Below are 14,406 nucleotides of genomic sequence, written 5' to 3' on the forward strand. Positions count from 1 at the left end.
AACCCGGCTGGAGTCCGGAACGACTCCGAGATGATCAGGATTCGGCGGTGGGCACGAGCTCGAGGACGTGAAGGTGGTCGCGGGCGGCCCGGATCGCGGCGGGCGCGGAGTCGAACACCTGGCCCTGCCCGTGCAGGCGGTCGAGCAGTCCGATGGCGGCCAGCGGGCCGGTGTGCTCCGGGCGAAGGCCGCAGAGGTAGACGGTGATACCGCGGTGTTCGAGCCGGTCGATGACGTTGCGCAGAACGGTCGCGCCGGTGCTGTCGATCGTGCTGACGCGGGAGAGCCGTAGGACGAGGACCCTGATGGGGGCGACCTCGGAGAGTTCGGACAGGAAGCGGTGGGCGGCGGTGAAGACCATCGGCCCGTCGATGCGGTAGACGACGATGTGCTCGGAGAGCAGCGTGTACTCGGCCTCGTGATGGTCGTCGGGGTCGAGGGGCACCTCCTCGAGGCGGGCGCTGCGGGCGATCTGCCGCAGGGCCAGGGCGCCGGCGGCGGCGAGTCCGAGCAGGACGGCGACGACGAGGTCGAAGGCCAGGGTCGCACCGGCCGTGAGGACCAGCACGGCGGCGTCGGAGCGAGAGGCGCGGGCGAGGGCACGCAACGCGGAGATCTCGACCATCCGCAGGGCGGTCGCGAGCAGCACCCCGGCGAGGGCGGCGAGGGGGATGCGCGCGACGACCGGCGCGGCGACGAGCATGATCGCGGTAAGGATCACGGCGTGGGTGAGGGCGGCGAGCCGGGAGGACGCGCCCGAGCGGACGTTGACGGCGGTGCGGGCGATCGCTCCGGTGGCGGGCACCCCGCCGAACAGCGGAGCGGCGAGGTTGGCCAGGCCCTGGCCGAACAGCTCACGGTCCGGGTCGTGCCGCTTCCCGACGGTCATTGCGTCGGCGACGCTGGCCGAGAGCAGGCTCTCCAACGCCGCCAGCGCGGCCACCGCCACGGCGGCGGAGGCCAGGGATGGCACCGCGGTGAGATCGAGGAACCCGAGGGAGGGCAGGGGCAGGGTGGCGGGCAGCGCGCCGAGCGTTGCGACCTTCCCGCCGCCGACCGCGACCACGATCGTGGCGACGGCCACGGCGAGCAGCGAGAACGGAACCGTAGGCCACCGCCGGGAGCCGACGAGCATGCTCACCACAACCCCGGCCGCGATCGCGAGCGCGGTCCAGCCCGGGCGGTGGGCGAAGTCCACCACGGCGTCCCAGGCCACCAGGGCCACCTTGTCCCCGCCGCGCGCGTGGACCCCCAGGGCGGCCGGCACCTGCTGAAGAAAGATCACCGCGGCGATGCCGGCGGTGAAGCCTTCCACGACCGGGACCGGAACATAGCGCACGGCTCGTCCGGCGCGCAGGAAGGCGAGCCCGAGCAGGAGGATTCCGGCCAGCAGCCCGACGGTCAGCGCCCCCGCAGCGCCATGCCGGTGCGCGATCGGGACCAGCCCGACGGTCATCGCCCCGGTGGGACCGGACACCTGTAGGTTCGACCCGCCGAAGATCACGGCGACGGCGCCCGCGACGATCGCGGTCGCCAGGCCGGCGGACGCCCCCAGGCCGGAGGCGACGCCGAAGCCCAGTGCCAGGGGCAACGCGACGACGGCGACGGTGAGCCCCGCGAGCAGGTCCCGGCCGGGCCGGCGCCGCATGCGCGCCACATCGGCTCGCCCGGGCAACAGCCGCCGCAGCGACGCCCCCCGAGCCAGACCGACCGTGACGCCGCGGGCCACGTGGGTCATCGGGCGTTCGGACCATCCGTTCAACCTCATGGCGTGGATCGATACCTCCCTCTTCGACGAAATGAGAAATTGAAAGATCCTTCATAATGTGAAGCCGTGGAAGCGTGAAGCCGGGGAACTCCGACGCCGAAGGAGGACCTTCTACTCGGAGACGGACAGGGCGTGCAGGGCGGCCGCGGCGACGGCGGGGGTGAGCCGCGGGTGCTCCAGCGGCGGTAGCAGCTGGCCGGGCGGCGTCTGACCGACCAGCGCGTGCACGGCGGCGACCCGGGCCGAGAACGTGATCGGGCGACGGGCCGTCAGTGCCGCGCGCAGCAACCCGGGAAGCGCGTGCAGCGGCCGGGGACCCGACGTGGCCTGGGCCAGCGGCGGGGGCGCCTCCGGCCGGGTGCGCAGCACCGGAGCCTGCTCGGGCGGCGACGCCAGGCCGATGAGATCCACGATCAGATCGAGCCGGCCGGCCAGGTCATGCAGCGGTTGGATGCCGTAGGCGACGGGATCGTACAGGGTGAGGTCGTGGATGCCGGTGCCGACGAGCAGCCCGGCCAGATCCCCGCCCCGGTGCGGATCCACCAGCGCGATCCGCGCCCGCTCCGGCGCGATGCCCCGCCCGCGCAGATGCGTCAGGACCGCCGCCGCAGCCGCCACCGCGAGACCGTCGTTCACCGTGTCGAGCAGCAGATGGGGGGTCGGCTGCACCGCCGCGGCGGAGCGCAGCGCGGCGCGGACGGCGTCGATGTGGCGGACGTGGGTGTGGACCAGCACCGTGGCGGCGAAGCCGGGTGCGAGCATGCCGATCGCGAGGCCGAGGTCGGCGGCGTTCCGGGCGGCGATGGGCATCGGGATGACGTCGAGACCGGTCGCCCGGTGCAGGTGGGCCGCCTGGGATTCGACCGCCGGCAGGGCCGCCTCGGCGGCGAGTGGTTCGAAGTCCAGCACGGCGCTGGCGTCGGAGAGCAGGGCCACCCGGCGGGGCCGCCCGGTGAACCGGTCGGTGTGGGTCGGGTGGGTGGTGAGGTGGCGGATGACGCGGCGGTCGGCGTCGGCGTCGAGGAGGGCGAGGTCGTGCCCGGTGGTCACGGAGGTGCACAGGGACTGGGTGAGCTTGCCCGTCGACGCGACGACGAAGACCGGGTCCTCCGCGCGCAGGAGATCCGCCCCGAGCCGCTCCCGCAGCGTCCGCATCAGCCAGCTCAGGGTCGACCCGCTGTCCGCGTCCAACGTGATCCGGCGACCGCCCGCCGGATCCGGCTCGTCCGCATGGCAGAGCGCCGGCCCCGGCGCCGCGGCGAGCACCGCGTCGATGACGGGCCGCGCCCCGGGCGGCACCCAGATCATCACGCTGAACGCGGCGTTCACCCCCGCTGCCCCCGACACCGTCACGCCCGGCCCGCGAACATCGGCACATGCCGCCGCGACCCAGTGCATCCCGTCCTCACGACGCGCTCGCCTCCGCTTCCCGCAACTCGGCCAGCAACCCCGCCTGCCCGGCCGCCATCTCCGTCAGGATCCGGCGCGCCGCCCGCATCAGTTCGGCCACGTCTCCACCGGCGAGCGCATACACCACCGTCGGACCATCCCGCGTCGCCGTCACGATTCCTGACCTGCGCAGCACCGCGAGCTGCTGGGACAGGTTCGACGACTCCACCTCGATCGCCGCCAGCAGATCCCGCACCGGCATCGGCCCGTCCTGCAACAGCTCCAGGACCCTGATGCGTACCGGATGACCCAGCATGCGAAAGAACTCCGCCTTCGCCTGGTACAACGGCACCCGCCTTGCCACCCGTCGCCCCTCTCGCATCCCGGAACCGGACCCCCGGTCCCGTCGGGACGTCGGTCCGACCACGCCGTGAGACCGTCCTGCCGTCCGTCTCGGTGGGCGGCTCAGCTCCGGTTCGCCCGAGATTAGCATCTCGCCAGTTGTGAAATTTTTCAACTCTTGTGTCCCGGCGGCTGCTGCGGCCGGGGGGCATGCCCCCCGGCGCGCGGGTCGGGAACGTGCCGGGATGATCAGAAGCCGGTGGGCGCGAGCTCGACGACGGGGATGAGGCGGGTCGCGGCCGCCTGCAGCTCGGTGAACTGCGGGTAGCGGGCGTACATCTCGTCGCGCTTCGGGCCGTGCACCTCCGCGGCCGTGACCTGCAACGTCTGGCCCTCGACCTCGATGGTGGCCTGCGGGTCGGCGCGCAGGTCGTGCAGCCAGCGCGGGTTCTCGTCGACGCCCGGGTTGACGGCGTAGACGAAGTACCGACCGGCGTCGGCGTAGAAGTTCAGCGGGCTCACATGCGGCGTTCCGTCGGCTTCCTGGCCGCTGTTCAACAGCAGCAGCGTTGCTCCCGCGTACTGGCCCGCGGGCCGGCCGCCATTGGCTCGGAACTCGTCGACGAAGTCGCTGATCTCCTGGTTGGAGAACATCTTCTTGCTCATCGGTTCGCCTTATCTCCTGGTGCCGCGAACCGCGCGGGAGGAATCGATGGCCGGCCCGGCAGCGTGCGTCACCGGGGCGCGGCGCGCACGTTGCCGTCGTCGACACGAAACTCGCAAGCCGATTTACCTCGCCGTGCGGACAGACATCCTGGATACGTCCGGCCCGCGGCCCGGCGCGGTGGGACGTCCTTCACGCCGCCGACGCCAGGAGCGTGGCCAGGACCTTTCGGCGCGGCCGGCGGGCGGAGCGGTCCGCTGTGGCCGGTCCCACGCATCGCCGGGGGGCAATGGTGCCAGTCGCCGCACCGGGCGGGAGGCTACGCGCGACGGGAAATACGCGCGACGAGAGAGATGAGAACAGGGGTGGGCCGGCGGCCGCGGGCCACGCCCGTCACCGCCGGCCCGCCCCGGGGCGAACCAGTCAGGAGGTGCGGGGGAACGTCAGGAGGTGCGGGGGAAGTTGTAGAGCGTCCGCGCGTTGGTCTCGACCATCCGCAGGGCCTCGTCGTCGGGGACGTTGATCAGCGCCTTGGCGAGCAGCTTACGGGTGTTCGGCCAGTTACTGTCGGAATGCGGGTAGTCGCTCTCGAACATGATGTTGTCGATGCCGATGCGGTGGCGCGCCTCCACGCCGGCCTCGTCGACGATGAAGCACCCGTAGATGTGGTCGCGGAACAGCTCGCTGGGCCGCACCTCGGTGTTCACGTCGTTGTACCAGCGGTGACGCTCCCACACGTAATCGATGCGCTCGAGCATGTACGGCATCCAGCCGATGCCACCCTCGGACAGCGCGATCTTGATCTGGGGGAACCGGTGGAAGACGGAGGAGAGCAGCAGCTCGGCCATCGCCGACATGGAGTTCAGGCCGAACAGCGAGATCGCGACGGTGAAGTTGGTCGTGGCCGCCTCCGGGGAGGACTGCGGCGACCCGCCGGAGCCGAAGTGCAGGCAGATCGGCAGGCCGGTCTCGCTGGCGGCGGTGAGTACCGGGTCCCAGCGGGTGGTGTGCCAGGACGGCAGGCCGAGGCGGTCGGGCAGTTCGGGGAAGGTGATGCTGCGCGCGCCCCTGGCGGCGGTCCGCCGGATCTCGGCGGCGGCGGCCTCGACGTCCCAGTAGGGCACCATCATCAGCGGGATCTGCCGGTCGGGCGCGGCGGCGCACCACTCGTCGAGGATGAAGTCGTTGTAGGCCCGGACGGACTCGGTGGCGAGCGCCAGGTCCTGGGAGGCGGCGAGCACGCTGCCGGCGAAGCCGGCGAAGTTCGGGAAGCAGAGCTGTGCGTGGATACCTTCCTCGTCCATGTCCCGCAGTCGGTCGGAGATGCGGTAGCAGCCCGGTAACATGTCGTCATAGCTGCGGGGGTCGAGCCCGAAGTCCTTCGGGCTCTTGCCGGCCACGGCGTTGAGGGCGAAGTTGCCGGCGCGGCGGCCCTCGTAGATCCACCAGTCGTTGCCGTCCTCGGCGCGCTCGATGCGCGGGCAGGCGTCCTGATACTTCGCGGGCATGCGATCGAGCCAGACGCGTGGGTGCTCGATCACGTGATCGTCTACTGAGACGATCTGGGCGTTGGCGGGCAGCATGTGATCCTCCTCGGGGACGACGGCCGGTCCACTCCGGGCAGCAATCCCGACTTTCTGACAAGTACGTCACAATTTCAGGAGCTGCGCAAGAGGCGGTCGTCGCTCCGCCGCCGTCGCCGGTGCCAGGCGGGTGTGTGTTGTGCCCGCAGGATCGGGTAGCGCTGACCCGTCGGCCCTGGCCGGGCTGGCCGCAGTGGTCGCCGGCCGGCGGCCACCGGGATGGCCCTGGTCCATCCCGGACGACGACGGTCGGCTCAGCCCAGAGTGAGACCGGTCAACTCATCCCGGAGCGAGACGGAGACCTGGCATGGCGAGCAAGCTGGCGGAGCGGGAGCGCGTGGAAGCGGCGAAGCTGCCCGAGGACGACATCGTGGGAATTCTGCTCGCGCAGCACGCGCGGATCCGCGACCTGTTTATGGAGGTTCGTGAGCAGCGTGGCGAGCACCGCAGGAAGGCGTTCGACGAGCTGCGGAAGCTGCTCGCCGTGCACGAGACGGGCGAGGAGATGGTCCTGCGGCCGGTGTCGCGCCGGTCGGCCGGCACCGACGTCGTGAAGGCCCGCAACCACGAGGAGGAGCAGGCGGCGAAGGTCCTGTCCGGACTCGAGAAGCTGGACGTCACCGGCCCGGAGTTCGAGCGGCAGATCGCGACACTCGAACAGGCGGTGTCCGATCACGCCGAGCGCGAGGAGCTCGAGGAGTTCCCGGCGGTGCGGGCGGCCACCAGCGCGGACGAGCGGCGCAAGCTCGGCAGGCAGCTGCGCGCGGTCGAGAGCCTGGCGCCGACCCACCCCCACCCGAGCACGGTGGGTTCCCCCCTCGCCCAGTGGGCGGTCGGCCCGTTCGCGTCACTGGTCGACCGGGCCCGCGACACCCTGCGCCGCAGGTAGACGCGCCACGGGTAAACCCTGGCTCCACCCAGGCCGCCGGCGGGCCTCAGATCCCGCCGCCGCCGCGGCCGGACAGGGCCCGGCGGGCGCCGCGGGCGTGATCGAGCCAGCCGGCGGCGCCCCGCAGGACCGGCGTCTCCTCGCCTCGGCCCGTGCTGACGCCGACGAGCCATTCACGCAGGACCGTGCTGGTTTCGACGGCGGGGACCCAGCCGAGCTCCCGACGGGCCCGGCCCGTATCCATGATCGGCACGCCGCGGGCGAGGTCGATCCAGCCGGGGCTGATCGGCGCCAGCCGGGTCCGGTAGGCGGCGCCGATCACGGCGCGCACCAGCGCCGGCGACAGCGCGACGCCGCGCCCGCCAAGCATGTCGGGCAGCGTCTCCGGGGTGATCGGCGGGTTCGCGGCGATGTTGTAGGCGCCGCGGGCCTGCGCGCTGGTGGCGGCGGCGGCGAAGGCGGCGGCATCGCGGGAGTGCACCAGCTGGAACGTCAACCCGCGCACGGCGGGGACGACCGGCAGCCGACCCTCGCCGGCGCCGAGGCGGCGCAGCAGGCACGGCGGCACCAGCGGGCCGAGGAAGTACCGGGCCTGCGACTGCGCGGCGGCGGCGGACAGCACGATCGCCGGACGCAGCCGGGCCACTCTGATCCCCGGATGATCGCCTTCGAGGCTGTCCAGCAGACGTTCCACGGTGGCCTTCTGGACGCTGTACGGCGACCTCTCGATCCCCGTGGTCGGCCAGTTCTCGCCGACCGGCCGGTAGGATTCCCGAGGGCGGTAGGTGCCAACTGACGACGCGTACACGAGCGTCGGGACCCCGGTGGCCAGCGCCGCCGCGAACACGCGTTCGCTGCCCGCGACGTTGGTGGCCGCCGTGACGACCGCCGCCCGCTCGGGCTGGATCAGCCAGGCCAGGTGCACGACCGACGCGCAGCCGCGGAACGCCTTCTCCAGCTCGCCGAAGGCCCCGGGGCGAGAGATGTCGAGCGCCAGCCAGCGGACCTTGCCGCGGCGCGGACCGGGCGGCGGGCGATCGCGACGATCTCCTCGACCCGAGGGTCGGCGGCGAGCTCGCGGACCAGATGAAAACCGATGTTGCCGGATGCTCCGACGATGGCGACACGCATCCTGGTCCCGTGCCCCGCCGGCGGCCATCAACCCGCGTCAGGACCGGCCCGTACGATTCAGCTTGTGGCCGACGCTCTCGCTCAGCTCGATGACTACCTCGCCGCCCGCCGCCCCGAGTTCACCGATCGGCTCACCCGCCTCGTCGGGATTCCCGGCGTCAGCGCCGATCCCGCCCACCAGCCCGACATCGGGCGCACGGCCGACCTCGCCGCGACGCTGCTGACGGACGCCGGCCTCGCCGCCCGGATCGTGCCCACGCCCGGCAATCCCGTCGTCCACGGCGAGCACATCGCCGGTCCCGACTGCCCCACCGTCACGATCTACAACCATCTCGACGTCCAGCCCGCCGACCCGGCGCAGTGGGACACCGAGCCGTTCCGCCTGACCATCTCCGGGGACCGTTACACCGGTCGCGGCAGCACCGACGACAAGGGCCCCGCCCTCACCGCGTTGCAGGCCGCCCAGTACGTGATCGCCCGCGAGCTGCCGGTCAACATCGCCTTCGTCTGGGAACTGGAGGAGGAGATCGGCAGCCCCAACTTCGAGGCCTTCGTCCGCCAGGAGCTGCCGCGGCTGGCCACCGACTCCGTCCTCGTCTCCGACACGGTCTGGATCGCCGCCGACCGGCCCGCCATCGACTACGGCCTGCGCGGCCTGGTCACCTTCGAGGTGACCATCGAGACCGGCACCAACGACACCCACTCCGGCCTCACCGGCGGCCCGGCCCGCAACCCGCTGGCCGAACTTGCCCAGATCGTCGCCGAATGCCTGGATCCGGCGACCGGGCGCGTCCTCATCCCCGGCTTCGCCGACGCCGTCGTCCCGGTGACCGACGTCGAGATCGACAGCTTCGTCGCGTCCGGCTTCGACGTCGCCGCGTTCATGGCGATGCACGGCCTGACCTCGATGCGCACCACCGACATCCGCTCCGTCCTCGCGCGGATCATGGGTGAACCGACGTTCGAGGTGCACGGCTTCACCGGCGGCTACACCGGCCCGGGGGTGAAGACCGTCATCCCGCCGCGCGCCGGGGTGAAACTCAGTTCCCGCATCGTCCCCCACCAGGAACCGCACGCCGTGTTCGAACTGGTTCGCGACTTCATCCAGCGCCGCCATCCCGACGCCCGCGTCGAGCTCGAAGCCGCCCTGCCCGCCTACCTCGGCCCCCACACCGGCCCGTATGCCGACGCCGCCCGCGCCGCCGTCGAATACGCCTTCGGTGTCACCCCCGCGTTCGTCCGCGAGGGCGGCTCGATCGGCTCGGTGCTCACCATGGACCGCTATCTGAAGGCTCCCGTGATCCTGCTCGGCCTCAGCTTGCCCAGCCACGGCTACCACGCGCCGAACGAGCACTACGACTGGACTCAGGCCGCCGGCGGCACCAAGATGTTCGCCCACTACTTCGCCCACCTGGCCGCAGGCGGAGCCGAGGGCCGCTGATCCGTCGCGTGCGGGTATGCACGGAGTAGCGTCCAGAGGAAACGTCCGGGATGTGTCGCTGGCCGGGCTGTGCGTCGGACCAGGCGGCCGCGTGACCGGACGACGGCTCAGGACGGACGCGGGAGACGGTCTCATGGCAGCGGTAAGGCTTGACGCACGGCGCATCGTGATCACGCGGGGCCAGCGGCATGGGCGCGGGGCTCGTGCAGACGCTGCCCGGCCTCGGCGCGGAGGTCGTCTCCCTCGACATCACCACCGACCCGGGCGAGCGGATCGCCGCGCAGGCCGGGGCCCGCTTCGTGCCGTGCGACGTCACCGACAAGGACTCGGTCGACACCGCGGTGGCGAAGGCCGTCGCGCACCTCGGCTGCCTGGACGTCCTCATCCACGCCGCGGTCATCGCGCCCGCCGCGCCGGCCGCCGAGCTTTCCCTCGACCACTGGAACAAGATCCTCGCGGTCAACGCCACCGGCACCCTGCTCACCAACCAGGCCGCGTTCACGCACCTGCGGGAGCAGGGCGGCCAGATCATCAACTTCGCCTCCGCCGCCGGCGTGATCGGCTACCCGAACAAGGCCGCCTACGCCGCGAGCAAGGGCACCGTCGTCGCCTGGACCCGCACCGTCGCCGTCGAATGGGCCGGCCACGGCATCACCGTGAACGCGATCGCCCCCGCGATCGAGACGCCGATGTACGAGCGGACCCGCGCCTCGATGACCGCCGCGCACGACGCCGACCTCCAGCGGCAGATCCCGATCGGTGGGAAGCTCGGCGACGTCCAGCGCGACTTCGTCCCCGTGCTCGCCTTCCTCGCCAGCGACGGCGCCCGCTTCATGACCGGCCAGATCTTCCCGGTCGACGGCGGCACCCTGATGATGCGCTGAGACCCGGCCCCGTCACGCCCGGGCGGCTTGCGGCCTGGGCGTATCGGGGGCGGGGGCGAAGGAACCGAGAGGGGACATTACTGATCTTTAATGCGCGATGCCGGTTGGTGGATCATGATGATGGCTCCACGGCCGGTCCGGTGATGGCGAGGTACCTCTCGGGCAGATCGGAACGGTGCCGGACCGGCCCGCGGACGGTTCCCGGCCGGCGCACAACCCCGCCCCCGACCCGTCTCCGACCGGTGATCAAGGTGTTCCGCGGAACTTGCGCCGCGGTCGTCACCGTCGCTGCTGCCACGTCCGCACGGTTCTATCCCGGTCTGGGTCCGGGCCGACGATTACGTTCTGTGGTCGGTGAGGGGGTCGGGAGCGGGGGTGTGCGTGGGAACGGTGCTACCTGGGTCCTTCTGTAGGGACAGACCGGACGCCGAATCCACCAGAGCGACCACATGGGCGCTCTCCCACGCATCCACCCCGAACACCTCACCGCCGCCGTCACGCTCCGCAATCACCACCATGGCCGCGGCCGCGTGACACGGTCATGCAGATTCCGCGGAACCGCCCCCGACCCGGCCGCATCCCACCTCCACCCGACGATCAAGGTGTTCCGCGAGACCGGGACCGGGTGGAATCCACTCCAGTCCGACCCGGTGAATCAAAGATCAGTAGCCGAGTCCTTCAGGACGGGGTTAGCGCGTTGTCGCTGGTCGTTGCTGTCCGTCGATGTATTCGCGCAGCAGTATGAGCGGGGCACCGCCAGCCGATGCGGCGAGAGGTAGGACGGTGACCAGAAGTGCCCGCGCAGGCTGTATCGGTTCACCTGACCGGTGCACTCGGAGCATAGCCGCCGTGCGGAGACGCCCTTGAGGCTGTTCACCAGTGTGGACACCGCGATCTTCGGTGGGTACTCGGCGAGCAGGTGGACGTGGAGTGCGGAGACCACATGCCGGCCATACCTGTCGCCGTCGGATTTGCTCGCAGACAAAGGATGATGGGTGAGGTGACCATCGTCCGCTACCGTTACCGCGCCTACCCCGGGCCGGGGCAGGTTCAGGCGCTTGCGCGGGCGTTCGGTTGTGCCCGGGTCGTGTTCAACGATGCGCTGCGTGCCCGGGACGAGGCGTATGCCGCCGGGGAGCGGATCGGCGATACCGACGTGCAGCGCCGGGTGGTGACGCTGGCGAAGCAGACCCCCGGGCGGGCCTGGGCTCGGTGAGGTGTCGTCGGTGCTGCTCGTGCAGGCCTGTCAGGACGCCCGCCGGGCGTTCCGGAACTGGTTCGACTCTCTGTCCGGAAAACGGAAAGGACGCAAGGTCGGCCATCCCCGGTTCCGGTCACGGAAGGACAACCGGCAGTCGATCCGGCTTACCCGCAATGGTTTTGGGGTGACGCCGCGCGGGGTGCGGGTGGCGAAGGTCGGTGTTCTGCGGCTGGCCTGGTCGCGGGCGTTGCCGTCGGTTCCGTCGTCGGCGACGGTGATCCGGGAGGTGGACGGCCGGTACTACGTGTCGTTCGTCGTTGACGTCGATGACGTCCCTTACCCCGCGGTCGACGCCGAGGTCGGTATAGATCTTGGGTTGGACCGGCTCGCGACCCTGTCGACCGGGGAGATCGTCGCGAACCCGCGCCATCTCCGGTCGCGGCAACGCAGACTCGCCCGCGCGCAGCGGGCGCTCGCCCGCAAGCAGAAGGCGTCGCACGGCGGTCCGCCGGGTGGCGGTCCAGCACCGGAAGGTGCGGGAAACCCGCCGGGATCATCATCACAAGCTGGCTGCTCGGCTGGTCCGCGACAACCAAGCAGTCTACGTCGAGGATCTGGCGGTGGCCGGGCTGGCCCGGACGAAGCTGGCCCGGTCGGTGCACGACGCGGGCTGGGCGATGCTGGTCGGTCTGATCGAACAGAAAGCGGCCCGGCACGGCCGGGTGGTCGTCCGGGTCGGCCGGTTCTTCCCGTCGTCGCAGCTCTGCTCGGCCTGCGGGCGCAAGGACCGGGCCGAAGCCACTGAAGGTCCGGGTGTGGACCTGCCCGGCCTGCCACACCGAACATGATCGTGATCTGAATGCGGCGCGGAACATCCTCGTCGAGGGTCAGCGCCAGGTCGCCGCTGGGCGGAAAGACGAGGCTGCGACGCCGCGTCGGGCGGAGACGGTAAACGCCTGCGGAGCCGACGTGAGACCCGGACCTGTCCGGGCGGCTGGCCGCGAAACAGGAACTCACCGAGGTGCCGCGTGAACCCGCACGGCACGGGAGGAATCCCACCCTTCAAGGCGGAGAGGACGTCAAGTCGACCGGACGTGCCGCAGATCGGGGCGGGTTTGCCGCTGCCGGCGACGGCAATATCGGGGGAGGGACCGGGCGAGGGTGGAAAGTCCCGGGCGATCGGGGCACGAGCGTTGCCGGTGACGGGTCGCGGCCCGCCCGCCGCGGGCCTGAGCGCCGCGTACCGGGACCGGTCGGCGAGGGGAGTGGGCGGACGGCTACGAAGACGGGGACGCGGGTGGGCCACCACGGGGGAGCGTGGCGGTGAGCTCGCGGTGGAACAGCGCCATCGCGGTGCGTGACAGCGGACTGGGTCCGGCGTTCGCGGCCGGTGGCCAGATGGGCCGGTTGATGGCGGCCAGGGACTGGGGGGCCACGTCCCTCGGGCCGCCCGACACGTGGAGCATGAGCCTGCGCACCTGCGCACCTGCGCACCTGCGCACCTGCGCACCTGCGTCGGCCTGTGCCTGGAGTCGCGCTTCTCGGTGGTGGTCACCCGGGGTCCGGAGCTGGCCTACCTCTACAACGATGCCACCATCCCCATCCTCGGCAGTAAGCATCCCGATGCCCTCGGCCGGCCGTTCTGCGAGGTCTGGCCCGAGATCTGGGACTTCACGGGGCCGCTGCTCGACCAGGTGATGTCCGGCGGGGGCGCCACCTGGTCGCAGGACCAGCGACTGCTGATGTTCCGGCACGGCTACTTGGAGGAGACCTACTTCACGTTCTCCTTCGGCCCGGTGCGCGACGCGGAACGCGGCGGGCAGGTCGTCGGCGTGCTGACGACCGCGCAGGAGACGACCCGGCAGATGATCGACACCCGCCGCCTCGCGTGCCTGCGGGATCTCGCCGCCATCGCCTCGCGTCGCGGCGACCAGCGTTCGGTGTGCGCCCGCGCCGCCGCGGTGGCCGGTCACTGGCAGGACGACCTTCCCCATTCTCTCATCCTGCTGCGCGACCAGCGGTGCCCCCACTCGCCGCCGCGGCTGATGGGCTGGTCGGGCCTGGCCGACGAGGGCGCGGCCGCGGACCTGTTCGCCGCGCTCGCGCCGGACGGTCCTGTCCCCGAGGCGACCTGCGTGCTGACGGCGGGGCAGACACGGGTCGTGGACCGGCTGGCGTCGCGGTGCCGGGTGGCTCTCGCCGACGCCTCGCCGCCGTCGAGTTCGGCGCTGGCCGTGCCGTTCGCGAACGGCCGGGACGGCCACCCGATCGGCCTGCTGCTGGCCGGCGTGACCGATCGGCTCGCGCTTGACGCCTCCTACCGCGATTTCGTCGCGCTCGTCGCCGGTCAGATCTCGACCGCCGTCGTGTCGGCCCGCGGCTACGAGGCGGTGCGGGCGCGGGCGGCGCGGGCCCGCCGGCGGGCGCTGCGCGACGGGCTCACCGGACTGCCGAACCGGATGTCGTTCCTCAGCGGGCTCGGGCGGGCCCTCGCTCGGGCCGAGGCCGACGGCTGGCAGGAGCGGGTCGGGCTGCTCTTCGTCGATCTCGACGGTTTCAAGTCGGTCAACGACTCGGCGGGCCATCAGGCGGGTGACTGGGTGCTGCGCGAGATGGCGGCGCGGCTGCGGCGGGCGGTCCGTCCCGGCGACACCGTCGCCCGCCTCGCCGGCGACGAGTTCGCCGTGCTCTGCACGGGGATCACCTCGACGGAGGCCGTCGTCGGCATCGCCGACCGCATCGTCGAGACCGCCGCCGTGCGCTCGCCCGGCGGCGGCCCGTGGGTCACCTCCAGCGTCGGCGTCGCCGTGTCCGGCCCCGGCCTGACCGACCCCCGCGAGATCCTGCACGCCGCCGACATCGCCATGTACGCCGCCAAGAGGCAAGGGACGCCACCGCCGCGTCCTGTTCGACGAGTCCCTGCGCACCCAGGCCACCCGCCGCAGGCCCCGGAACGAGCCGTCCGCTCTTGCTCAAGCCGCCCCCGCGAAACCCGGGCCCGGCCGGGACGGGCTGACCCGGCTCCTACGCCTGAACGGCACCACCAACATCGCCTAGGGACTACACCACCACGCCGGGGTGTCTTCGCCGGGATGTCTTCACCGGGGTGCCAGC

12 protein-coding genes and 2 pseudogenes are annotated in these 14,406 nt (G+C 71.8%); 7 read left to right on the forward strand and 7 right to left on the reverse strand.

Annotated elements, in window-relative coordinates; genetic code table 11:
- Window positions 1-34 precede the first annotated feature (34 nt).
- From G6R25_RS14020 to G6R25_RS14040, 5 genes are all read right to left on the reverse strand, one after another.
- On the reverse strand, window positions 35-1,738 hold the full coding sequence (locus G6R25_RS14020) for a SulP family inorganic anion transporter (RefSeq protein ID WP_163553323.1): 1,704 nt from the start codon (window positions 1,736-1,738) through the stop codon (window positions 35-37).
- A gap of 141 nt (window positions 1,739-1,879) precedes the next feature.
- Window positions 1,880-3,166: a malic enzyme-like protein gene (locus G6R25_RS14025; protein WP_163553324.1), complete on the reverse strand. Its 1,287-nt coding sequence runs from the start codon at window positions 3,164-3,166 to the stop codon at window positions 1,880-1,882.
- Window positions 3,167-3,173: 7 nt separating this feature from the next.
- The gene (locus G6R25_RS14030; protein WP_268904144.1) at window positions 3,174-3,521 is read right to left on the reverse strand and encodes an ArsR/SmtB family transcription factor; all 348 of its coding nucleotides are present in this window, start codon (window positions 3,519-3,521) and stop codon (window positions 3,174-3,176) included.
- A 227-nt stretch (window positions 3,522-3,748) separates the two neighbouring features.
- Window positions 3,749-4,165, reverse strand: coding sequence for a nitroreductase/quinone reductase family protein (locus tag G6R25_RS14035; RefSeq protein ID WP_163553325.1), 417 nt, complete (start codon window positions 4,163-4,165; stop codon window positions 3,749-3,751).
- Between the two features lie 441 nt (window positions 4,166-4,606).
- On the reverse strand, window positions 4,607-5,746 hold the full coding sequence (locus G6R25_RS14040) for an amidohydrolase family protein (protein WP_163553326.1): 1,140 nt from the start codon (window positions 5,744-5,746) through the stop codon (window positions 4,607-4,609).
- Between the two features lie 307 nt (window positions 5,747-6,053).
- Between G6R25_RS14040 and G6R25_RS14045 the strand changes: the two genes are divergently transcribed.
- Window positions 6,054-6,635, forward strand: coding sequence for a hemerythrin domain-containing protein (locus G6R25_RS14045; protein WP_163553327.1), 582 nt, complete (start codon window positions 6,054-6,056; stop codon window positions 6,633-6,635).
- 46 nt (window positions 6,636-6,681) lie between these two features.
- On the opposite strand, the gene G6R25_RS14050 is transcribed toward G6R25_RS14045, so the two are convergent.
- Entirely contained in the window at window positions 6,682-7,794 is a 1,113-nt protein-coding gene (locus G6R25_RS14050; RefSeq protein ID WP_235948387.1) for an NAD-dependent epimerase/dehydratase family protein, read from the reverse strand.
- Between the two features lie 36 nt (window positions 7,795-7,830).
- Between G6R25_RS14050 and G6R25_RS14055 the strand changes: the two genes are divergently transcribed.
- Together G6R25_RS14055 and G6R25_RS14060 are read left to right on the forward strand one after the other, a co-directional pair.
- Window positions 7,831-9,207 carry a M20/M25/M40 family metallo-hydrolase gene (locus G6R25_RS14055; RefSeq protein WP_163553328.1) on the forward strand — a complete coding sequence of 459 codons (1,377 nt, stop codon included), beginning with the start codon at window positions 7,831-7,833 and terminating at the stop codon, window positions 9,205-9,207.
- A 188-nt stretch (window positions 9,208-9,395) separates the two neighbouring features.
- A complete protein-coding gene (locus G6R25_RS14060; RefSeq protein WP_163553329.1) occupies window positions 9,396-10,091 on the forward strand; it encodes an SDR family NAD(P)-dependent oxidoreductase in 696 nt (231 codons plus the stop codon).
- Between the two features lie 689 nt (window positions 10,092-10,780).
- Here the strand turns inward: G6R25_RS14060 and tnpA are convergent.
- Window positions 10,781-11,019, reverse strand: a pseudogene (gene tnpA, locus G6R25_RS14065) (IS200/IS605 family transposase); the annotation flags it as partial.
- A gap of 72 nt (window positions 11,020-11,091) precedes the next feature.
- Between tnpA and G6R25_RS31545 the strand changes: the two are divergent.
- From G6R25_RS31545 to G6R25_RS14075, 4 genes and pseudogenes are all read left to right on the forward strand, one after another.
- On the forward strand, window positions 11,092-11,307 hold the full coding sequence (locus G6R25_RS31545) for a helix-turn-helix domain-containing protein (protein ID WP_235826494.1): 216 nt from the start codon (window positions 11,092-11,094) through the stop codon (window positions 11,305-11,307).
- Window positions 11,308-11,326: 19 nt separating this feature from the next.
- Window positions 11,327-12,140 (forward strand): annotated as a pseudogene (locus tag G6R25_RS14070) (RNA-guided endonuclease InsQ/TnpB family protein).
- A complete protein-coding gene (locus G6R25_RS31550; protein ID WP_473246898.1) occupies window positions 12,106-12,324 on the forward strand; it encodes a zinc ribbon domain-containing protein in 219 nt (72 codons plus the stop codon). Before G6R25_RS14070 ends, G6R25_RS31550 begins: the two are co-directional and overlap by 35 nt.
- Before the next feature lie 425 nt (window positions 12,325-12,749).
- A partial coding sequence (locus G6R25_RS14075; RefSeq protein ID WP_235948390.1) for a GGDEF domain-containing protein occupies window positions 12,750-14,406 on the forward strand: 1,657 nt, incomplete at its 3' end.

Origin of the sequence: Candidatus Frankia alpina, from assembly GCF_902806485.1 — a bacterium.
GTDB lineage: Bacteria > Actinomycetota > Actinomycetes > Frankiales > Frankiaceae > Frankia > Frankia alpina.